General features: G+C 62.9%; 18 protein-coding genes. 9 read left to right on the plus strand and 9 right to left on the minus strand.

Going from position 1 to position 20,353, the window contains the following annotated elements:
- Window positions 1–79: 79 nt before the first annotated feature.
- The gene (locus LOY31_RS16170) at window positions 80–769 is read right to left on the minus strand and encodes a GntR family transcriptional regulator (RefSeq protein ID WP_085603191.1); all 690 of its coding nucleotides are present in this window, start codon (window positions 767–769) and stop codon (window positions 80–82) included.
- Window positions 770–909: 140 nt separating this feature from the next.
- Between LOY31_RS16170 and LOY31_RS16175 the strand changes: the two genes are divergently transcribed.
- From LOY31_RS16175 to LOY31_RS16205, 7 genes are all read left to right on the plus strand, one after another.
- The gene (locus LOY31_RS16175; RefSeq protein ID WP_096819984.1) at window positions 910–1,995 is read left to right on the plus strand and encodes an ABC transporter ATP-binding protein; all 1,086 of its coding nucleotides are present in this window, start codon (window positions 910–912) and stop codon (window positions 1,993–1,995) included.
- 1 nt (window position 1,996) lies between these two features.
- Window positions 1,997–2,914 carry an ABC transporter permease gene (locus LOY31_RS16180; RefSeq protein WP_007959454.1) on the plus strand — a complete coding sequence of 306 codons (918 nt, stop codon included), beginning with the start codon at window positions 1,997–1,999 and terminating at the stop codon, window positions 2,912–2,914.
- Window positions 2,911–3,699, plus strand: a complete 789-nt coding sequence (locus LOY31_RS16185) for an ABC transporter permease (protein WP_007959453.1) — start codon at window positions 2,911–2,913, stop codon at window positions 3,697–3,699. Before LOY31_RS16180 ends, LOY31_RS16185 begins: the two co-directional genes overlap by 4 nt.
- Before the next feature lie 18 nt (window positions 3,700–3,717).
- Window positions 3,718–4,770, plus strand: coding sequence for an extracellular solute-binding protein (locus LOY31_RS16190; RefSeq protein ID WP_221534872.1), 1,053 nt, complete (start codon window positions 3,718–3,720; stop codon window positions 4,768–4,770).
- A 309-nt stretch (window positions 4,771–5,079) separates the two neighbouring features.
- Window positions 5,080–6,276, plus strand: a complete 1,197-nt coding sequence (locus LOY31_RS16195; protein WP_221534871.1) for an amidohydrolase family protein — start codon at window positions 5,080–5,082, stop codon at window positions 6,274–6,276.
- On the plus strand, window positions 6,273–7,760 hold the full coding sequence (locus LOY31_RS16200) for an amidohydrolase family protein (RefSeq protein ID WP_221534870.1): 1,488 nt from the start codon (window positions 6,273–6,275) through the stop codon (window positions 7,758–7,760). Before LOY31_RS16195 ends, LOY31_RS16200 begins: the two co-directional genes overlap by 4 nt.
- Window positions 7,761–7,771: 11 nt before the next feature.
- The gene (locus LOY31_RS16205; protein WP_085603179.1) at window positions 7,772–8,434 is read left to right on the plus strand and encodes a flavin reductase family protein; all 663 of its coding nucleotides are present in this window, start codon (window positions 7,772–7,774) and stop codon (window positions 8,432–8,434) included.
- Window positions 8,435–8,566: 132 nt separating this feature from the next.
- Here the strand turns inward: LOY31_RS16205 and LOY31_RS16210 are convergent, their stop codons facing one another.
- The 8 genes from LOY31_RS16210 to LOY31_RS16245 all read right to left on the minus strand — a co-directional run bounded on the left by LOY31_RS16210 (window position 8,567) and on the right by LOY31_RS16245 (window position 17,457).
- Window positions 8,567–9,226 carry a DUF799 domain-containing protein gene (locus LOY31_RS16210; protein ID WP_258711847.1) on the minus strand — a complete coding sequence of 220 codons (660 nt, stop codon included), beginning with the start codon at window positions 9,224–9,226 and terminating at the stop codon, window positions 8,567–8,569.
- On the minus strand, window positions 9,223–9,591 hold the full coding sequence (locus LOY31_RS16215) for a DUF4810 domain-containing protein (protein ID WP_258711848.1): 369 nt from the start codon (window positions 9,589–9,591) through the stop codon (window positions 9,223–9,225). The genes LOY31_RS16210 and LOY31_RS16215 overlap by 4 nt, the downstream gene beginning before the upstream one ends.
- A gap of 29 nt (window positions 9,592–9,620) precedes the next feature.
- Window positions 9,621–10,307, minus strand: a complete 687-nt coding sequence (locus LOY31_RS16220) for a CsgG/HfaB family protein (protein WP_162130490.1) — start codon at window positions 10,305–10,307, stop codon at window positions 9,621–9,623.
- A 294-nt stretch (window positions 10,308–10,601) separates the two neighbouring features.
- Window positions 10,602–13,700, minus strand: coding sequence for an error-prone DNA polymerase (locus LOY31_RS16225; protein ID WP_221534868.1), 3,099 nt, complete (start codon window positions 13,698–13,700; stop codon window positions 10,602–10,604).
- On the minus strand, window positions 13,676–15,091 hold the full coding sequence (locus LOY31_RS16230) for a DNA polymerase Y family protein (RefSeq protein WP_085603173.1): 1,416 nt from the start codon (window positions 15,089–15,091) through the stop codon (window positions 13,676–13,678). The genes LOY31_RS16225 and LOY31_RS16230 overlap by 25 nt, the downstream gene beginning before the upstream one ends.
- 7 nt (window positions 15,092–15,098) lie before the next feature.
- A complete protein-coding gene (imuA, locus tag LOY31_RS16235) occupies window positions 15,099–15,716 on the minus strand; it encodes a translesion DNA synthesis-associated protein ImuA (RefSeq protein ID WP_011334534.1) in 618 nt (205 codons plus the stop codon).
- On the minus strand, window positions 15,716–16,333 hold the full coding sequence (lexA, locus tag LOY31_RS16240; protein WP_039768874.1) for a transcriptional repressor LexA: 618 nt from the start codon (window positions 16,331–16,333) through the stop codon (window positions 15,716–15,718). The genes imuA and lexA overlap by 1 nt, the downstream gene beginning before the upstream one ends.
- A 206-nt stretch (window positions 16,334–16,539) precedes the next feature.
- Window positions 16,540–17,457, minus strand: coding sequence for a LysR family transcriptional regulator (locus LOY31_RS16245; RefSeq protein ID WP_207982940.1), 918 nt, complete (start codon window positions 17,455–17,457; stop codon window positions 16,540–16,542).
- 103 nt (window positions 17,458–17,560) lie between these two features.
- On the opposite strand from LOY31_RS16245, the gene LOY31_RS16250 reads away from it, so the two are divergent.
- Both LOY31_RS16250 and LOY31_RS16255 read left to right on the plus strand, forming a co-directional pair.
- Window positions 17,561–19,315 carry an amidohydrolase gene (locus LOY31_RS16250; protein ID WP_258711849.1) on the plus strand — a complete coding sequence of 585 codons (1,755 nt, stop codon included), beginning with the start codon at window positions 17,561–17,563 and terminating at the stop codon, window positions 19,313–19,315.
- A gap of 147 nt (window positions 19,316–19,462) precedes the next feature.
- Window positions 19,463–20,200 carry a TorF family putative porin gene (locus LOY31_RS16255; protein WP_258711850.1) on the plus strand — a complete coding sequence of 246 codons (738 nt, stop codon included), beginning with the start codon at window positions 19,463–19,465 and terminating at the stop codon, window positions 20,198–20,200.
- Window positions 20,201–20,353: the final 153 nt, after the last annotated feature.

A 20,353-nucleotide genomic window follows, 5' to 3' on the forward strand; every position in this document is an offset into this window, starting at 1 on the left:
GCCACGCCCGTCTGTTTCGAGCGTGTCGGGCAGCGATGGTTTCATTAGAGGTATAGCCGATTTCACCCTGGCTCGACGCTCACACTCCGATCAGGTGTTTGAGCGGATGGTAGCCGGTCTTCATTTTCGCAGCGACGTCGAGGATCGCCTTCTGGATGCCGTCCAGGTGCATGCAGGTCAGCTCGATCGCCGCGCTTTGGTTGCCGGCTTCGATGTACTCGATCAGCCGCAGGTGTTCGTCGTCGCGGCAGGCTTCGTGGCTGTCGTCATCCAGCGCGGCGGCGTACAGCGAGGCGCGGGAGATCAGCTTCTGGAACCAGTCGAGCAACACCGGATTGTTGAGGCTGCGGGCCAGTTTGATGTGGAACTCGCCGAGCAAATGAATCAGCCGCTCGTGATCGCCGGCTTCGTGGGCTTCGTCTTCCAGCAGCAGGTGATCGCGCAGGTCCTGCATCACCGCAGAGTCCTTGCGTCGGCACAGTTCGGTGACGATGCCGATCTCGATCAGGCGCCGGGTTTCGAACAGCGATCGGATCTCTTCATCGCTGGGCAACGACACCGACGCACCTTTATTGGGCTCGGTGGTGACCAGTCCGTCGGCCTCCAATTGCTTGAGCGCGGCACGAACCGACGTGCGGCTGACATTGAACAATTCCGCCAGCGACGCCTCGCCCAGCTTCATCCCCGGACGCAGCGAACGCTTGCTGATTGCCTCGTAAACCCCTTGGTAGACGCGGTCGACCGTGGTTTCCGTTTTCTTCTCGGTCATTCAAAAACTCCTTCAATGCTGGCAACGCTGCCCGACGAACGACTCAGTCAGGGAAATGGGGGGTTGCGCAAGCAGATTAATCCGGGTATTTCTAAATTGCATTCAGATATTGCATACAATAATTAGAGGATTGCACCATTATGGGTCAGCCAATAGCCATTGAAGTGCGTAACGTATCCAAGCGGTATTCTGATGATCCTGGCCTGGCGCCTGCCCTCGACAACGTATCGGTGAACATCGCCGACAACGAGTTTTTCACCCTCCTCGGCCCCTCGGGCTGCGGCAAGACCACCCTGCTGCGCACCATCGCCGGTTTCGAACACGTCAGCGACGGCGAGATCCGTCTGGCGGGCGAAACGGTCAATCACCTGCCGCCGTTCAAGCGTCGGGTCAACACGGTGTTCCAGAGTTACGCGCTGTTTCCGCACATGAGTGTCGCGCAGAATATCGCCTTCGGCCTCGAGATGCAGGGTCTTGATCGCAAGACAATTCCGGGACGGGTCGATGAAATGCTCGCGCTGGTGCAGATGGAGCACCTGGCCGGGCGCAAACCGGCGGAATTATCCGGCGGCCAGCAACAACGCGTGGCTCTGGCCCGGGCCCTGGCGCCGAAGCCGAAAGTGCTGTTGCTCGACGAGCCGCTGTCGGCACTGGACCTGAAGCTGCGCAAGGAAATGCAGGTCGAACTCAAACGCGTGCAGCAAGAAGCCGGCATCACCTTCATCTTCGTCACCCACGATCAGGAAGAAGCCCTGACCCTGTCCGACCGAATCGCGGTGATGTCCGCCGGCAAGATCCTGCAGATCGGCACCCCGACCGACATCTATGAACGTCCTCAGCACCGCTTCGTCGCCCAGTTCATCGGCGACATCAATTTTCTCCCCGGCCAGCTCAAGCGCGGCGAGCACAACGAAAACATCTTCGTGCCGAACGGCATGCCAGTGGAAATCCCCTGCCCGCCGCAAGGCGTCAATGGCAGCAGCGTGCAACTGGCATTTCGGCCCGAGCGCTCGCAACTGGTCACAGCGGATCAGCCACATCATCTGCGCGGGGTAATCGAGGCGGTGCTGTATGTCGGCACCGCGACGCTGTACCAGTGCCGCTTGAACAACGACATCAAAGTCATGCTGCGGGAAAACAACGAAGGCCTGAACCGTGGTCGTGCCGTCGGCGAGCGCGTGGCGGTGCATCTGCCGCCCCAGGCCTGCCTGTTGATGGAGGCCTGAGATGAGCGTCAGCAGCACTTCCCCCTCCCTCAACCGCGCGCTGTTGCTCAGCCCGGTGGTGTTGACCCTGCTCGCCCTGATCGCCATTCCGCTGGGCATCATGGGCTACATCAGCCTGCTGCCGCGCAACACCTACGGCGGCGTCGACTGGCAGGCCCAATGGCAACTGCAGAGTTACGTGCAGCTGTTTTTCCAGGAAGGTTTCGACGGTGAACTGGAACTGAACTGGGTCTACGCCCAGGCGCTGTTGCGTTCGGTGTTCCAGGCCGGCGGCACCACGGTGCTGTGCTTTCTGTTCGGATTTCCGGTGGCGCTGTGGATGTCGAGCCTGACCCCGCGTCGGCGCAACCTGATGGTGTTGCTCATCACCATTCCGTTCTGGACCAACCTGCTGATCCGCAACTACGCGTGGCTGATCATCCTGCGCGAACAGGGCTGGGTCGCTCAAAGCCTCAACGCGCTGTTCCCGAGTGCCGGCGGCATCACCCTGCTCTACAACGACTTCGCGGTCAGCGTCGGTCTGGTCTACAGCTTCCTGCCGTTCATGATTCTGCCGATCTACTCGACCCTGGAAAAACTCGACTGGCGTCTGGTGGAAGCCGCCTATGACCTGGGCGCCAACCGCTGGCATGCGCTGCGCCGGATCATCCTGCCGCTGTCGATGCCCGGGGTGATTGCCGGCGCGTTGCTGGTGTTCGTGCCGAGCCTCGGCGCCTTCATCACCCCGGCGATCCTCGGCGGCGGCAAGACCCTGATGATCGGCAACCTGATCCAGCAGCAATTCGGCACCGCCCGCAACTGGCCGCTGGGCAGTTCGCTGTCGTTCCTGCTGCTGGGGATTCTGCTGTTGTCACTGGTGCTCTACGCCCTCTACAGCCGCAGCGCGGCGAAAACCCTGAACCGGGGAGCGAAAGCATGATCTCTCTGCACCTGAAAAAACTCCCGGCGACCCGGGAAATCAGCCTGCTGATCCTCGCCTACCTGTACGTGCCGATCCTGGTGTTGATCGCCTACAGCTTCAACGCCAACCGCTCGGCGACGGTATGGACCGAGTTTTCGTTCGCCTGGTACGGACGGATCCTGGCCAACCCGTCGATCCAGACGGCGGCGCTGAACTCGATCATCGTCGCGACCATCGCCACCGTGTGCGCCACGACGATTGCACTGCTGGCGGCGCTGGCGACTTACCGGCCGTTCTACGGACAGAAAATGGTCGAAGGCGGGATCAACCTGCCGCTGATCCTGCCGGAAATCGTCACCGCCGTGGCTACCCTGCTGCTGTTCATGGCGCTGGGAATCAAGCTCGGGCTGATGACAGTGATCGTCGCGCACATCGGCTTCTGCATTCCGTTCGCCTACCTGCCGATCCGCGCACGCCTGAACGATCTGGACAAGAGCCTGCTGGAAGCCGCCAACGATCTGTACGCCAACCCGTGGCAGGTGTTCCGCCGCGTGACCTTGCCGCTGTTGTGGCCGGCGGTGTTGTCCGGTTCGGTGCTGGCGTTCGTGGTCAGCCTCGACGATTTCATCATGACCTTCTTCGTCGCCGGGCCCGGTTCGACCACGTTGCCGGTGTACATCTTCTCGGCGATCAAGGCCGGCGTAACGCCTGAGATCAACGCGATTTCGACCCTGATGCTGGTGATTTCCATCGTGCTGGTGGTGCTGGCCTTCTGGCTCGGCCAACGCGGCAAACAACAATAAACCTGGAGCGCTCTGTTCATGAAAACCAAAAGCATGCGTTTGGCTATTTCCGGTCTGGCCCTGAGTTGTTTCACCGCGTTCAGCGCCCACGCCGCCGAGCCCAAGCAATTGTTCTTCTACAACTGGACCGATTACTACCCGGTGGACCTGCTGGCCAAGTTTGAAAAGGAGACCGGGATCAAGGTCACCATGGACGGCTACGACAGCAACGAAACCCTGCTCGCCAAGTTGCAGGCCGGCGGCGCCGCGTATGACGTGATCGTGCCGTCGCAGTCGATCATGCAGACGCTGATCAAGCAGGACCTGCTGCTGGAAATCGACGCCCCGACCCTGAACAACTTCCAGTACGTCAAAGGCCCGTTCCGCGACCCGAGCTTCGACCCCGGCCGCAAGTTTTCGGCACCGTACCTGTGGGGCACCACCGGGTTCTCTTATGACAGCGCCCGGGTGCCGGGCGGCAAGCTCGACGACTCGTGGAAAGAATTCTTCGAACCGCGCAAGGAACTGCAAGGCCAGCTCGCCGCCCTCGACACTTCCAGCAGCGTGATCAACGCCGCCAGCCATTACCTGAACGTCGACGAATGCACGGAAAACCCGCAGGACGCCAAGCGCATCCTCGAACTGCTGCAAAAGCAGAAACCGTTTTTGAAGATGTACAGCTCCGACAACACCGTCGACCGCATGGCCTCGGGCGAAGTGATCATGATGCAGAACTGGAACGGCTCGACGGCCCGCGCCACGTTGCAGAAGAGCACCATCAAGTACGTGTATCCGAAAGAAGGCCTGGCGATGTTCCAGGACAACTTCGCCGTACCGAAAAGCGCGCCGCATCCGGGCAACGCGAAGATTTTTATCGACTGGATGATGAAACCGGAAAACGCGGCGGCCGTGTCCAACGCGATTGCCTATGCCAACGGGATTCAGAGCGATCAGTTGCTGGATGCGAAATGGAAGGTCATGGACGCGATCAACATGCCCGAGGAATACGCCTCGCGACTGCGGCCGGAGAAGGAATGCAGCAACAAGGCGCGGGAGCTGCAGGATCGGATTTGGTCGAAGCTCAAAGGCTGATCGTGGATCGCTGGTTTTATCTGAACGCCGACAACCCAGACCGACCTGGAGAGCCCCCTCACCCTAGCCCTCTCCCGGAGGAAGAGGGGACTGACCGAGGTGTCTTGGGCCGTCCGCCGACCTGAGAGACCTGGTCGATTATGGATTCAGAGACCTGGTCGATTATGGATTCAGAGATCGAGTCGATTATGGATTCGAAGTAGATCGTTCACGTCGGCGTAGCTCTTCAATATCCCCCATTCGGTCCCCTCTCCCTCCGGGAGAGGGCTAGGGTGAGGGAAAAAAATTTCAAAGAACACCGAGGTTCCCATGTCCCACCCCCGCTGGCTCAGAAACATCCGCCCCTACGGCGCCCCCGCCGAAGACCTGCTGATCGAAAACGGCAAGTTCACCCAACGCCGCCCGGCCTCGAACACCCCGCTGGCCGCCACCGACATCGACGGCCAGAACCAGCTCCTGACCGCCCCGCTGGTGGAAAGCCACGTCCACCTCGACAAAACCCTGTACGGCCAACCCTGGCGCCCGAACAGCGCCGGCCCGACGCTCAAGGACTACATCAGCAACGAGCGCCGCGTATTGCGCGAAGTGAAAGCGCCGATCGCCGAACGCGCCGGCGCCCTGCTGGAAAACTGCATCGCCCGGGGTTCGCTGACCATGCGTTGCCACGTCGACATCGACCCGGAATTCGGCCTGCGCCATGTCGAGGCCATGCAACAACTGCGCGAAACCTACAACGACCTGATCGACCTGCAACTGGTGGTGTTCCCGCAAACCGGCCTGATCAGCCGCCCCGGCACCGCCGAACTGATGCGCGAAGCCATGGCCCTGGGCGTGGAAAACGTCGGCGGGCTCGACCCGTGCGGCATCGACAACGACCCGATCGCGCAACTGGATTTCGTATTCAAGCTGGCCAGTGAATTCCAGCGTGGCGTCGACATTCACCTGCATGACAAGGGTGAACTGGGCCTCTGGCAGATCGCACGGATCGCCGATTACACCGAGCGTTTCAACCTGCAGAACCGGGTGATGATCAGCCACGCCTATTGCCTCGGCATGTTGCCGTGGAGCCAGGTCAAACCGGTCGCCGAACGCCTCGCGGCGCTGGGGATTTCGCTGATGAGTTCGGCGCCGGCCGATTGCGCGGTTCCACCGTTTCTGGCGCTGCGTGAAACCGGCGTCAACGTGTGCCTCGGCTCCGACGGCATTCGTGATGCATGGTCGCCGATGGGCAATGGCGACATGCTGGAACGGGCGATGTTGCTGGCATTCCGTTTTGATTTGGGCAAGGACGATGAACTGGCGGCGGCGTTCGACGCGGCGACTGTGAACGGTGCCCGCGCATTGGGTGTTGAAGAGTATGGTTTTGGAATCGGCCGGCCGGCAGACTTTCTGTTGATGCCGGTCGAAACGCTCGGTGAAGCGGTGGTCGCACGGCCAGTACGTCAGGTCTATCGCGGCGGCGAACTGATCGCCAGCGGCGGTCGCCTGCTGGGCAGCCGTCTGTGAAACGCATCGGCCTGAAGGCCAGTTGCGTGGTCGGCTTCGACGGCACGCAGCATGTGCTGTGGCGTGACGGTGAAGTGGTGTTTGCCGGCTCGCGCATCGAGTTTGTCGGGCGCGGTTACCCAGGGCCGGTGGACCAGTGGATCGACTACGGCAATGCGCTGATCGGCCCCGGCTTCATCGACCTGGATGCCCTCGGCGATCTCGATTCCACTGTACTGACTCTGGACAACGGCGACGAACGCGCCATGGGCCGGATGTGGTCGGCGGAGTATCTGGCGGCCGGCCCGAGTGAGTCGTTCAGCCCCGAAGAAGAGGTCTTCAAATACCGCTACGCCTTCACCCAGTTGATCCGCAACGGCATCACCACGGCGATGCCGATCACCTCGATGTACTACCGCGAATGGGCGGAGACCTACGACGAGTTCGCGGCGGTCGCCGATGTGGCGGGCGAACTGGGCCTGCGCACCTATCTCGGCCCCTGCTACATGAGCGGCATGAGTTACTGGCGCGCCGACGGCACTCTCGCCCATCACTGGGATGAGGCTCGGGGCCTGGCGGGACTGGATGCGGCCGAACGGTTTTTCAAGGATTTCGATGGTGCGCATGCCGGGCTGATTCGCGGTGCGCTGCTGCCGGATCGCATCCAGACCTGCACCCCGGCGCTGCTTCAGCGCACGTCCGCATTGAGTCGCGAACTGAACGCGCCGATGCGCCTGCATTGCTGTCAGGCGCTGGGTGAAGTGGCGATGGTCGAACAGTTGCGCGGCACCTCGCCGCTGGGCTGGTTGCAGCAGCTTGATTTGCTCAACCCGCGCAGCCTTTTGCCCCACGGCATCTACACCTCGGGCGATGACGATCTGCAGCGGGTCATCGACGGCGGCGCGAGTCTGGTGCACTGCCCGCTGGTGTTCGCCCGAGACGGCGAGGCGCTGAATTCGTTTGGCCGCTATCGCGCCAAAGGCATCAACTTCGCCCTCGGCACCGACACCTGGCCGGCGGACTTGCTGGCCAACATGCGCCACGGTTTGAACATCGCCCGGTTGATGGAGGGCGGCTCGGCGCTGACCAGCAGCCTCGATCTGTATAACGCCGCGACCCTCGGCGGCGCCAAGGCGTTGGGCCGTGACGACCTCGGTCGCCTGGCCCCCGGCGCCAAGGCTGATATCACCGTGTTCAGCCTGCGCGGCCTGCACCTGGGGCCGCTGTTCGATCCACTGAAAAACCTGCTGCTGGCCGGGCGCGGCGACGACTGCATCGCCAGTTTCATCGACGGTCGCTGCGTGATGCACGACGGTCAGGTCAACGGCGTCGACTACCCCACTCTGCAACGCCAGGCCCAACGCCAATACGAAAAACTGATGCGCAGCCACAGCGACCGGGCCTTTGGCCGACCGGACTGGAAAACCCTGTTCCAGCCGGCCATTCCGTTCGCCGACGACTACAGCGCCGAAGCGCCGTTGAGCGCCATCGATCCACTTCTTTAGAGAACACTGCCATGCACAGCTTCGACTTCAGCCAACTGAGCCCACGGGAAAAGTACAAGATTCTGATCGGCAGCGTGGTGCCACGTCCGATTGCTCTGGTCACCACCATCGATGCCGAGGGCCGGGTCAACGCCGCGCCGTTCAGCTTCTTCAATGCGCTGTCGGCGGACCCGCCCATTCTCGCGCTCGGCGTCGAGAACTACGGCGACCAGAGCCCCAAGGACACCACGCGCAATATCCAGATGAACCAGGAATTCACCGTCAACATCGTCAGCGATGCATTGGTGGAAGCCATGAACGTCTGCGCCGTGCCATTCGCGCCGGGCTTCGATGAGTTGACCGCAGCGGGCCTGACAGCGATTCCCGGAACCTCGGTCAAATGCCCGCGAATCGGCGAAGCACCGGTGGCACTGGAGTGTCGGCGGATGATGGCGCTGAACATCGGCCAATCGCGGGAGATCATTTTTGGCGAGGTGTTGATGGCGCATGTGCGCGACGAGTTGATCGACCCGAAAACCCTGTACATCGATCAATTGGGGCTGGATGCGATCGGGCGCATGGGCGGTCATGGTTACGCGCGGACCCGGGATTACTTCGATCTGCCGACCCGCTCGTTGCAAGCGTGGACGGAAGCGCCGGGGGGTGGCGAGCGGTTCTGGCCGGCAGCCAAATAAATCATCGGATGAACACATTGCCCCTGTGGGAGCGGGCTTGCTCGCGAAGGCGGTCTGTCATTCAACATGGATGCTGACTGAACCACCGCTTTCGCGAGCAAGCCCGCTCCCACAGGGATTTACATCGTTTGCTTAATCAGAGCCGTACTTCGGCGACCGTGGCCCGTACAGCAGGCCCGCCGGGTGCCCGGCCGACAGCAGTCGATTGCTGGCCACGCCGGCAATCGGGTAGCCGGCATCGGTGGAGCTGTTAATGATCTGCTTCACCGCCGCAGTGATCAGCATGCCGATCAGGCCGCCGGCGTTGCTGTTGTTGCCCTCCTCGCTCGACGCCCGTGCCGCTCCGGTCCACAGGGTGACGCCGGTTTTCAGGTCGACCAGTTTGGCGCTCGCGGTGACGGCGGTTTCGCTGCTGATCACCATGTAGCGCGTGCCGTACTCGCTGACGGTGATGTACAGCGCCGCGTCGGCACCGAAGATTTCCTGCAGCTTGTTGGCCGGTGCCGCATGGATGTCATCCGGCGTGGTCAGGCCGTTCTGGCGGAATGTCTCGTCGACCAGGGTGATTGGCAGCACGTAGTAACCGGCTTCGGCCAGCGGGAACGTCACTTGCGACAGCAGGCTGTAGGACGCCTTGACGTCCGGCGAGGTGTTCAGCGGCGGCAGCACCAGAATGGATTTCGGCCGTGCTTGCTTGTACGCCGAATAGTCCACGGTCTTCGGTGCAACGCAGCCACCGAGAACGGTCAGCGCCAGACCTGCGGCCAGCAATTTCAGGACGCGCGAGATCATTGGGCGTCTCCGGTCTTGGCGTTTTTAAGCAGAAAATCCATGTACGTGCCGGACTCGGGGAACAGGGTCTTCTCGGTGCGCAGCTGCTGCACCATCTGATCGTCCTTGCCCATGCTCAGGTACAGCAGACCGAGATGAGCGTGGTAACCCGGCGGTACCGGCTTGCCGCTGGCACGGATCTTTTGCAGATCGGCTTCCAGCGCTTCGGCCTGGGCCTCTTTCGGCGTTTCGCTTTTGAAGTATTCGTAGACTTGTGGCTGGTAGCCTTCCCACTGGTACAGGGTTTGCGGGCTGCTGCAGCCGGCCAGCAAGGCGCTGGCAGTCAGCGTCAAGACCATCAGCGACCGGGACAGGGACAGATTCATGGTGTGTTGCTCCTTGCGATGGGCGTCTATCAGTTGCCCGGTTTCCAGGCACCGGCGTTCATGCCGTCAACCAGACGATTGATCGCCTCGCGCATGGCCAGATCGAGGACTTTGCCGTTGAGGGTGGAGTCGTAGGCAGCGGTGCCGCCGAAGCCGATGATTTCGCGGTTGGACAAGGCGTACTCGCCGGCGCCCTGGGTCGAATACACCACTTCGGAGGTGCTGATGTTGACGATGTTCAGGTTGACCTTGGCGTAGGCGACCTGGGTCTTGCCACGGCCGAGAATGCCGAACAGTTGATGATCGCCGGTCTCTTTGCGGCCGAACTCGGTGACGTCACCGGTGACCACGTAGTCGGCGCCTTTCAGACGCTGGGCCTGGCCCTTGATCGCCGCTTCCTGCTGGATTTCGCCCATGTTGTCGCGATCGAGCACCGAGAAACGGTTGGTCTGCTGCAGGTGAGTGATCAGGATGGTCTTGGCCTGGCCGCCGAGACGGTCGACGCCGTCGGAGAAGATCCCGCGCATGTAGCTCGAACGGTTGTCGAACTTGCCCACGGCCATCGGGATACGCACACCGGACCAGGCCTGGGAGGCGCTTTCCACCTTGGCCACCGGCAATGCGCGGGAGCTTTCGGTGGCGCAACCGGAAAGCGAACCGGCCAGGGTGCCGAGGACGGCAATCGCAACGCCCGAGACCAACATCCGGGAGATCATTCTCACTGTGCATTCCTTCTGAAATTCGATGTGTCCCCGCACGGTGATGTTGTGGGGGATCGGGAAAGGGGCGGCATTATGCCAAAGTGCCATCAGTGAGGACAGGTTTTTTTGACGTCAGCAAATTGGCTTTCAAATCAGCCAGTTGCCGTCAGCTACCGATCGTTCCCACGCTCTGCGTGGGAATGCCGCCATGGACGCTCCGCGTCCACTGTGACGCAGAGCGTCACGGTATGCATTCCCACGCGGACGGTTCGACGCCTCGACGTGGGAACGATCACATTCTTGTGGGTGTCAGTGGAAATCGCGGCTTTGCACCCGAATTCCGTTGAGCAGCGGGCTGAGGTCACTCAAGCGTCCGGCGATCAGATGCCGCACCTCGCCTTCCCGCTCCCAGCGGCCATCGACCTTGAGCAGTTGCGAGCCGACCAGCACCTGACGCTGACGCTCGGCCAGATCGCGCCAGACCACCACGTTGACGTTGCCGAATTCGTCTTCCAGGGTCACGAAGGTCACGCCACTGGCAGTGCCCGGCCGCTGACGCCCGGTCACCAGCCCCGCCACGCTGACCGGCCGGCCATGCTCGACCTCCAGCAACTCCCGGGAACTGCGACAGCGCCGCGCCCGCAACTCGTCACGCAACAGCGTCAGCGGGTGCGGCCCCAGCGTGGTGCCGAGGGTGGCGTAATCGGTGAACAGGTCTTCGCTGACACTCGGTGTCGGCAGCAGCACATCCGGCTCTTCCTGACTCGGCAACCCGGCAAACAACCCGAGCTGTTTCTGCACCCCGGCCACTTCCCAGCGTGCCCGATGGCGGTGCCCGGCCAGGCCGCGAAGCGCGCCGGCATCCGCCAGCAGCGCCTGGGCGCGACTGTCGAGCCCGGCGCGTTCGCCCAGATCGGCGACATCGGCAAACGCGCCCCTCGCCCGAGCGCTTTCAATGCTCCGCGCATCCTCCTCGCGAAAGCCCTTGATCATCCGCAGGCCCATGCGGATGGCCGGCTGCTCGCCGGCAATCGGCTCCAGGCTGCAATCCCAGTCACTGGCGCGCACGTCCACCGGACGGATCTGCAAATGATGCCGGCGCGCATCCTGAAGAATCTGATCCGGGCTGTAGAAACCCATCGGCCAGCTGTTGATCAGCGCACAGGCGAACGCCGCCGGTTCGTGGCACTTGAGCCAGCAACTGGCATAGGTCAGCAAGGCAAAACTGGCGGCGTGGGATTCAGGGAAACCGTAGCTGCCGAAGCCCTTGATCTGTTCGAAGATCTGCGCGGCGAATTCCGGGCTGTAGCCGTTTTTCTTCATGCCGGCGGCCAGCCGTTCCTTGTGCGGCTCCAGCCCGCCGTGGCGTTTCCACGCGGCCATGGAACGGCGCAACTGGTCGGCCTCGCCAGGGCTGTAGTCGGCGGCGACGATGGCGATCTGCATCACCTGTTCCTGAAACAGCGGCACGCCGAGGGTGCGCTTGAGCACCACTTCCAGCTCCGGTGACGGATAGGTTTCCTCTTCTTCCTTGTTCCGGCGGCGCAGGTACGGATGAACCATCCCGCCCTGGATCGGCCCCGGCCGGACGATGGCCACCTCGATCACCAGGTCGTAGAAGGTTTGCGGGCGCAGGCGCGGCAGCATCGACATCTGCGCCCGGGACTCGATCTGGAACACGCCGATGGTGTCGGCGCGGCTGATCATGTCGTAGGTCGGGCGATCCTCAGACGGGATGGACGCAAGGCTCAGGTCCTGATGGCGATGACGGCGCAGCAGGTCGAAACAGCGGCGGATTGCGCTGAGCATGCCGAGGGCGAGGATATCCACCTTGAGCAGGCCGACCGCATCGAGATCGTCCTTGTCCCACTGGATAATCGTGCGGTCGGCCATGGCGGCGTTTTCCACCGGCACCAGCGTGTCCAGCGGTTGCTCGGAAATCACGAAACCACCAGGGTGCTGCGACAGGTGCCGGGGGAAGCCGATCAGTTGCCCGGTCAGGCTCAGTACCCGGTGCAGCAGCGGGCTTTCGGGGTCGAAACCGCCTTCACGCAGGCGCTCCACGGGCGGCGTTTGATCGCTCCAGTGGCCGCAGCAGTCGGCCAGCGCATTGATCTGATCCGGCGGCAGCCCCAGCGCCTTGGCCACATCGCGGATCGCGCCGGAAGCGTGGTAGGTGCTGACCACCGCCGTCAGCGCCGCACGACGGCGACCATAACGACGAAACACGTATTGCAGGACTTCTTCGCGGCGTTCGTGCTCGAAATCCACGTCGATGTCCGGCGGCTCGTTGCGCTCCCTCGACATGAAACGCTCGAACAGCAGCGTCGTGCGGTCCGGGTCGATCTCGGTGATGCCCAAGGCGAAACACACCGCCGAGTTGGCTGCCGAACCCCGGCCCTGACAGAGGATCTTCTGCTCCCGGGCGAAGCGCACCACGTCGTGCACGGTGAGGAAGTAGCTTTCGTAGCCGAGTTCGGCGATCAGCTCCAGCTCATCGTCGATCTGCTTGAGCACCTTGGGTTGTGCGCCTTGCGGCCAGCGCCAGGCGATGCCCTCTTCGGTCAGGTGGCGTAGCCAGGAACTGGCGCTGTGTTCCTCGGGCACCAGCTCTTTGGGGTATTGATAGCGCAACTCGCTCAGATCGAAGGTGCAGCGGCGAGCCAGTTTCACCGATTCGTCCAGCAAGGTTTGCGGATACAACTCGCTCAACACATCGAGGCTGCGCAAATGCCGCTCGCCGTTGGGGTGCAGGCGCAACCCGGCTTCGGCCACCGGAACGTGATGGCGGATCGCAGTCATGGTGTCCTGCAAGGCCCGCCGACCACGGGCGTGCATGTGCACATCACCGCTGGCCACGGCTGGAACTTGCAGCTCGTCCGCCAGACTCAGCAGTGCAACCAGCCGTTGCTGATCGTTCTGCCCGCGATGCAACTGCACCGCCAGCCACAGTCTTTCGCCGAAGGTCTGTTTCAGCCAGCGGCCCTCTTCCACCTCATCGACCGCATCCGGCACCCACAGCACCAGCAATCCCGGCAACGGCTCGCTGAAATCCTCGCGCAGTATTTGATACTGGCCTTTCTGCGTGCGCCGTCGAGCCTGGGTGATCAAGCCGCACAACGCCTGATATCCCTCGATGTTCTCCACCAGCAAAACCAGTTTCGGGCCGTGCTCGATGCGGATTTCGCTGCCGATGATCAGCGGCAACTCAACGGACTTGGCCGCCTGCCAGGCACGGACGATCCCGGCCAGGGTGCATTCATCGGTGATCGCCAACGCCTGATAGCCGTGTTTTTTCGCGCGCTGGAACAGCTCAAGCGCACTGGAGGCACCGCGCTGAAAACTGAAATTCGACAGGCAGTGCAGTTCGGCATAACCCTGGTTCACGCGAACCAGCCCTGCAGCCACAACGGACCGCCCTCACCCACTGCCCGGTACGCCCAGCCTTGCTGGCCGGCGCGGTTCTGGATCAGGTAATAGTCGCGGCGCACGTCGTCACCGTCCCACCAGCCGGACTCGATGCGTTCCGGCCCCATGAGGATGCGCGCCGAACCTTCCGGCACGGACTGCGGCTCGCCCAGCAACCAGCCCGGACGCTGCACGCCCGGCAATGCGGGGCAACGTTGTTTGTCATCGGCGTTCTGCCACGCGCACTCCGGGCGATGATCGGCCTGAAAACGCAGGCCCTGTACCGCTTCATCCCCCAGCCGTGCGCGCAGGCGTTCGCGCAGTTGTTCCCAGGGCAAGGTCTGCTGCGGGCGGTCGTCGAACAGTTCCTGAAACTGCGGCACGAAACTCGGCAGATCCTCGGCGCGCAGACGAAAACCGCGCACCGGGGCTTCGACCTGCACCTGCTCCAGTCGGCCACGGGCCAGTTCAAAGAGCATCGCCGGATCGCGCTCGGCGCTGAGCAGGCCGACTTTGATCAATGTGTCCGGCAGCCCCGCATGTTCCAGGTGCAGATCGAAGCGCTGCACGCCGCTGTCACGCCCGCACAAAAACGCCGCCAGATCGGACGTCAGGCGGCGCAAGGGGAACAGCAGCGCCTGATGGGACTGCACGTCGAAATTGAGTTCGATGCGCACGTCGAAACGGTCCGGCGGCAGGTAGAACGCCAGCGCCAGCGGCCGTGCGCCGAACAGCGTGTCCAGATGCTTGAGCATCGGTGCCTCGAAACGCCGGGCCAGGGCCTGACGCGGCAGGTTCTGCACCTGATGAAGGTTGCGCAGGCCCATGCGCGACAGCGCCGTGGCCACGCTCGGCTCAAGCCCGATGCGGTCGACCGGCAATTGCCCGAGGTGATGGCGCAGGGCTTCACCGTCGGGCACCACCAATCCGTCATAGGCGTTGGCCAACACCCGCGCCGCCACCGGATTGGGCGCGGCGACGATGCGGTGACGAAAGCCCAGCTCGGTCAACTCGGTACGCAACCGCGCCTCGAACTGCGCCCAGGAACCGAACAGCCCGAGGCTCGATTCGATCTCGAACACCACGGTGCGCGGGTAATGCACGCTGACCTGTGCGCTGAAACGATAGGCCCAGGCGGCGAGAAACTGCTGCCAGTGCTCGACCTCGGCCGCGTCGTAATCGACGGTGGCAAACCCTTTGCTCATGGCCTGCGCGGCCGTCATCGACTGCCCCGGACGCAAGCCCAGTGCCCGCGCCGCCGGGTTGACCGCTTGCAGCACCCGGCGCTGGGCCGGGCCGCTGAGCAGCGCCAACGGTTGCTCGGGGTCGGGGCGCTGACGCAGCACAGCGTCGAGGGCCAATTGCGGGAACAGAATGCAAACCCAGCGCATGGTGACCTCAATGCCCCACGGTGAAGGCAATCGGTGCGCTGCGCGCCAGACCACCCCGGCACTTGAGCACGCGCAATTGCGCCGGGCGGGCATCGATGGCAATCCGCAGCGCGGCCGGCGACGGGTTGACCGCTTCGCTCAAAGGTCGCCACGCGAACGCCAGGGTCTGGCCGGTTTCCGCCGCCACCTGCAAACGGCGCAAGGCGCGGTCATCGGCCTTGTGCGGCCAGCACAGCACCGCGCCGCAACTGCCCGAACGCAGGCATTGTTCCGCTGCCCACAACGCATCGCGCTCGCTGGCCTGGATCACCGACAACTGGCGCAGATCGACCCCGGCATTGGCCCACGCCTGCGGGTATGGCACGAACGGCGGCGCCACCAGCACGATGCGCTCGCCCGCCGCCGACAGCCGCGCCAACGTCGGCCACACCAGTTGCAATTCGCCAACACCGGGCCCGGCCAGGAGGATTTCGCTCAGCGCCGCTTCCGGCCAGCCGCCACTGGGCAACGCTGCGTCCAGCGCCGCGTGCCCGGTGGGTTGCGGGCTGGCGGCGGGTGGCGCAGGCCGGCCCTTCCAGACCTGGCCGCCATTGAACAGCGTATCCAGCGCAACGACGGCACCCATCAGCCTTGCCTCACCAGACCGCAGAACACCCCTTCGATGGCCAGGTCCTGATCGGCCCGCACCACAATCGGCTGATACGCCGGGTTGCGCGGCAACAGGCGAACCTCATCGCCGATCCGCTCGAAGCGTTTGATGGTGACCTCGCCGTCGAGTCGCGCCACCACGATCTGGCCGTTGAGCGCTTCGGGGTTGCGCCGCACGCCGACCAGATCGCCGTCGAGAATCCCGTCCTCGATCATCGAATCGCCCTGCACTCGCAACATGTAGTCGGGCGTGCGGGAGAACAGCGCCGGATCGAGCATCAGCCGATTGTGCAGGTCGGCATCGGCGCCGATGGGCGCACCGGCAGCCACCCGCCCGAGCACCGGGACTTCGAGCAGTTCCGGCCGCGCCGGCTGCCCGAGCAGGCGAATGCCCCGGGCCTGATGCGGATTGACCTCGATGAACCCGGCTTCGGTGAGCGCCAGCACATGCTTGCGCGCCACGCTGCGGGAGGCAAAACCAAAAGCCTCGCTGATTTCAGCGAGGCTTGGGGGCTGACCGTGTTCGGCGATGCGTTCGCGGATAAAGGTCAGGATGGCGGTACGGCGGGGAGTCAGAGTCGTCATGGAGTACATTTGTACTCCTGTGGAATTTTCCTGACAAGCACCGCCAGTCAGCTCGAATCCCGCTCCGCCAGAACCCCTCACGGATGATCGTTCCCACGCTCCTGCGTGGGAATGCCTCTAGGGACGCTCCGCGTCCAGTGACGCGGAGCGTCACGGGCTGCATTCCCACGCGGACGGTTCGACGCCTCGACGTGGGAACGATCAGAAGCACGGAGTCAGCTCAAACCGCGCTCCGCCAGAAACTCCGCGATGTAGTCGATAAACGCCACAACCTTGGCCGTCGCCCGTCGATGACTCGGGTACACCGCCAGAATATGTGGCCCGAAGCTGTCCGGGTCGATCTCGTAATCAGCCATGACCCGCACCAGTCGCCCATCCGCGATGTATGGCGCGGCGCTCCAAAGCGGCGTGTGCAGCAAGCCGCGTCCGGCCAGAGCGCTGGCCAGCAGCAAATCGTAATTGTCGCTGCGCAACAGCGGCGCCGCCGGTTGCGCCAGGCTCAGGCGCTGGCCGTCGCGTTCGGCCCACCAGAATTCGCGGCTGAGCAACGGATGCCGGTACAGCAGCCATTCATGTTGATCGAGGGTTTGCGGTGTGACCGGCACCCCCTTGCGCGCCAGGTATTCGGGGCTGCCGCACAGCGCCAGGCGATTGCTGCCGACCACCCGCGCAATCAGCCCCGGCAAATCATCGTGCCCCTCGCGCAACGCCAGGTCGTAACCGCTTTCCAGCAGATTGACGAACTCGTCGCACAAATCCACTTGCAGGCTGATCTGCGGGTATTGCTGCAAAAAGCCGTCACACACCTGATCGAGAAATGCCCGCCCGTAAGCCAGCGGTGCGGTGATTTTCAGGCTGCCGCGCAGACCGTGCTGCAACTGCTCGATTTCTTCGCTGGCCTCGTCCAGCCGTTGCAGCACTTGCCGTGCGGTTTCCAGGTACAGACGACCGATTTCAGTCAGCAGAATCCGCCGCGTGCTGCGCTCGAACAGCCGCGCGCCGAGTTCGGATTCCAGATGATTGACCGCTTTGGTCAGGGCCGACGGGGTCTTGCCCAGTTGCTCGGCAGCGCGGCTGAAACTGCCGAGCTGCGCGGTGACCACGAACATTTTCAGTGCACCGAGCTTGTCCATGCTTTTTCCATTCAGGCAAAAACGTTTTTCGTGAGGGAGGCGTTCTGTCGGGCGTTGGCAGCCACTAATCTGGCCATCAGACGCAATAACAAGGAAATGTTCAATGAAAAGATTCATCCCGCATTTCACAAAAAATCTGCTGATCGCTGCTATGAGTTTTGCCTCGATGGAAGCCATGGCCGCCACCGATCTGGTGCTGCTCAATGGCAAGATTTTCACCGCCGACCGCGCTCAACCGAAGGTTCAGGCGCTGGCCGTGGAGAACGGCAAGGTGCTGAAGGTCGGCACGGATGCGCAGATCAAGGCCTTGATCGAGCCCGGCACCCAGGTGATCGACCTCAAAGGCCAGGCGTTGATGCCCGGCCTGATCGACAGCCATTCCCACGCGATTTTCGGCGGGCTGGAAATGGTCTCGGCCAACATGGAAGACGACGTGGTCAGTCTGGATGAACTGGAAAAACGCCTGCGCGGCTGGCGCGATGACGGCAAGGCCCGGCATGGCGACGTATTAAGCGTGGCCGGCATGAGTTCGGCGTATTGGGCCAAGGCTGAAGCGCTGGGCAAAATCTTCAATAACGGCGAATGGGCCGACGTACCGGTGGTGTTCACCGGCAGCGACCACCACACGGCGTGGGCCAACAACGTGATGCTCAAGCGTGCGGGCATCGACGCCGCGCTGCTGAAAACCCTTCCGGATGCGGAAAAAGACACCATCGGCAAACTGGCCAACGGTGAACCGAACGGCTTTGTGGTCGACGCCGGTTGGGATCGGGTCGCCTCGAAAATGCCGGTGCCGAGCCCGGCCGACATGCTCAAGGCTGCGCAATCGGCGGTGCGTTTCAACAACAGCCTCGGCATCACCGCGTGGATGGACCCCGCCGCCAACGCCGCACCGGGCGAGCCAGTGTTCGCCCTCAAGCCCACCGAGAAAACCGTCGGCGTGCTGCCGGCCTATAAAGCCCTGTCGGACAGCGGCGGCATGACCGCCCACGTCGCCGCGCTGCTGGTGGCCAACCCGAAAAGCGTCCCGGCCGATCTCGACACCCTCGACAAGGTTCGCCAACAGTTCCAGGGCATTCCCAACCTGACGCTGCCGGGGATCAAGATCTTCGCCGACGGCGTGATCGAATACCCGGCCCAGAGCGCGGCGATGATCGATCCCTACAGCAACTCGCACAAACAGGGCGAGCTGCTGATCGATCCGCAGCACTTCGGCGAACTGGTCAGCGCCATCGACCAGCGCGGCTGGCTGGTGCACATCCACGCCATCGGCGACCGTGCGGTGCGCGAATCCCTGAACGGCATCGCCCAGGCGCGCAAGGATCGGCAGAGCGGCGTGACGCACTCGATCACGCACCTGCAAATGGTCAACCCGAAGGAGTTCGCCCGCTTCAAACCGCTGAACGTGATCGCTTCGATGCAACTGCTGTGGGCCAGCGCCGACGATTACACCACCGACATGATCAAGCCTTACGTCAGCGCCCTCGCCTTTCGCTATCAATACCCGGCGCATTCGCTGCTCAAGCAGGGCGCGACGATTGCCGGCGCGAGCGACTGGCCGGTGTCCTCGCCGAACCCGTGGAACGCCATGGCCCAGGCCATCACCCGCACCGGGCCGCTGGGCGTGCTCAACGCCGACGAACGCCTGGACCGCGAAACCATGTTCTACGCCTACACCGCCAACGCCGCGCGGACCATCGGCCTGGAACAACAGATCGGCTCGCTGAGCCCCGGCAAACAGGCCGATTTCATCGTGCTCGATCGCGACGTGTTCAGCGTCGACGACAAGACCCTGCATGACACCCAGGTCCTGCAAACCTGGTTCGCCGGCCGTCAGGTCTACGCCCCTACCCTCTAGCAACACAGCTTCCTTGTGGGAGCCAGCCTGCTGGCGATTGCGGTCTGACATTCAACTCATATGTCGCCTGACTTACCGCAATCGCTAGCAGGCTAGCTCCCACAGGCTTCCGCGCGCCCCATAACAACCACAACAACGGGACTTCACATGAAAGCCTTGCCCCTGCTCGCCCTCACTTCCTTGAGCCTGCTGCCTTTGAGCAGCCACGCGATTCCCCTGAACGATGATTTCGCAGTGCTGGTCGACCTGACCCTGGCCAGCGATTACCGCACCCGTGGCATCTCCCAGACCCAAAACGACCCGGCCGTACAGGCCGGCCTGACCCTTGCCCACAGCAGCGGTCTGTACTTGGGCGCGTGGAGCTCGAACGTCGATTTCGGCGGTGGCCTGAAAACCCGTCAGGAAGTCGATTACTACGCCGGCTGGCTGTGGCAGGCGACCGAGGCCGTGAGCCTGGATCTGGGCTGCATCAAATACGCGTATCCCAAGGAGAGCCAGTTCAACCAGAGCGAGGTGTACTCGATTCTCAGCGCCTACGGCGTGAAACTCGCGGCCTATTACTCCAGTGACGCGCCGGGCATCGACAGCAAACAGAGTTCGCTCTACAGCTACATCGGCTATGAAACCGAACTGCCGTTGGATTCCGGGCTGAAGCTGCGCTACGGCAACATGGACTTCAAGGACCCGCATATGTATTCGGCGTCCGGGCATAGCGAAGAGTCCTACCGGGAGTGGGAAGTCAAACTGACCCACAGCCTGGCCGGCATGGTGCTGGGCCTGAGCTACATCGACACCGACCTCTCGCAGAGCCAGTGCCTGAGCAGTTGGGGCTTCAAGGACGTGTGCACGGCGACGGTCGTCGCCAGCGTCAGCAAATCCTTCTGACCCGCCGCAAACCTCCCGTGGGAGCCGGCCTGCTGGCGCCCACATTTTTTGCACTTACCGTGATTTTGTTACCGGATGTTTACGGAATTTTTACCAATGCTCTTCTACAGTTACGCGCGTAACCGTATGGGTTTTCGACTGACGTAGAGGAAA

This window comes from Pseudomonas sp. B21-021 (assembly GCF_024749205.1).
Lineage (GTDB): Bacteria > Pseudomonadota > Gammaproteobacteria > Pseudomonadales > Pseudomonadaceae > Aquipseudomonas > Aquipseudomonas paraglycinae.

Excerpts from the sequence above, each read along its gene's own strand:
- LOY31_RS16170 (WP_085603191.1), bottom strand. The coding sequence starts at position 769 with ATGACCGAGAAGAAAACGGAAACCACGGTCGACCGCGTCTACCAAGGG.
- LOY31_RS16175 (WP_096819984.1), top strand. The coding sequence starts at position 910 with ATGGGTCAGCCAATAGCCATTGAAGTGCGTAACGTATCCAAGCGGTAT.
- LOY31_RS16180 (WP_007959454.1), top strand. The coding sequence starts at position 1,997 with ATGAGCGTCAGCAGCACTTCCCCCTCCCTCAACCGCGCGCTGTTGCTC.
- LOY31_RS16185 (WP_007959453.1), top strand. The coding sequence starts at position 2,911 with ATGATCTCTCTGCACCTGAAAAAACTCCCGGCGACCCGGGAAATCAGC.
- LOY31_RS16190 (WP_221534872.1), top strand. The coding sequence starts at position 3,718 with ATGAAAACCAAAAGCATGCGTTTGGCTATTTCCGGTCTGGCCCTGAGT.
- LOY31_RS16195 (WP_221534871.1), top strand. The coding sequence starts at position 5,080 with ATGTCCCACCCCCGCTGGCTCAGAAACATCCGCCCCTACGGCGCCCCC.
- LOY31_RS16205 (WP_085603179.1), top strand. The coding sequence starts at position 7,772 with ATGCACAGCTTCGACTTCAGCCAACTGAGCCCACGGGAAAAGTACAAG.
- LOY31_RS16210 (WP_258711847.1), bottom strand. The coding sequence starts at position 9,226 with ATGATCTCGCGCGTCCTGAAATTGCTGGCCGCAGGTCTGGCGCTGACC.
- LOY31_RS16215 (WP_258711848.1), bottom strand. The coding sequence starts at position 9,591 with ATGAATCTGTCCCTGTCCCGGTCGCTGATGGTCTTGACGCTGACTGCC.
- LOY31_RS16220 (WP_162130490.1), bottom strand. The coding sequence starts at position 10,307 with ATGATCTCCCGGATGTTGGTCTCGGGCGTTGCGATTGCCGTCCTCGGC.
- LOY31_RS16230 (WP_085603173.1), bottom strand. The coding sequence starts at position 15,091 with ATGCGCTGGGTTTGCATTCTGTTCCCGCAATTGGCCCTCGACGCTGTG.
- imuA (WP_011334534.1), bottom strand. The coding sequence starts at position 15,716 with ATGGGTGCCGTCGTTGCGCTGGATACGCTGTTCAATGGCGGCCAGGTC.
- lexA (WP_039768874.1), bottom strand. The coding sequence starts at position 16,333 with ATGTACTCCATGACGACTCTGACTCCCCGCCGTACCGCCATCCTGACC.
- LOY31_RS16245 (WP_207982940.1), bottom strand. The coding sequence starts at position 17,457 with ATGGACAAGCTCGGTGCACTGAAAATGTTCGTGGTCACCGCGCAGCTC.
- LOY31_RS16250 (WP_258711849.1), top strand. The coding sequence starts at position 17,561 with ATGAAAAGATTCATCCCGCATTTCACAAAAAATCTGCTGATCGCTGCT.
- LOY31_RS16255 (WP_258711850.1), top strand. The coding sequence starts at position 19,463 with ATGAAAGCCTTGCCCCTGCTCGCCCTCACTTCCTTGAGCCTGCTGCCT.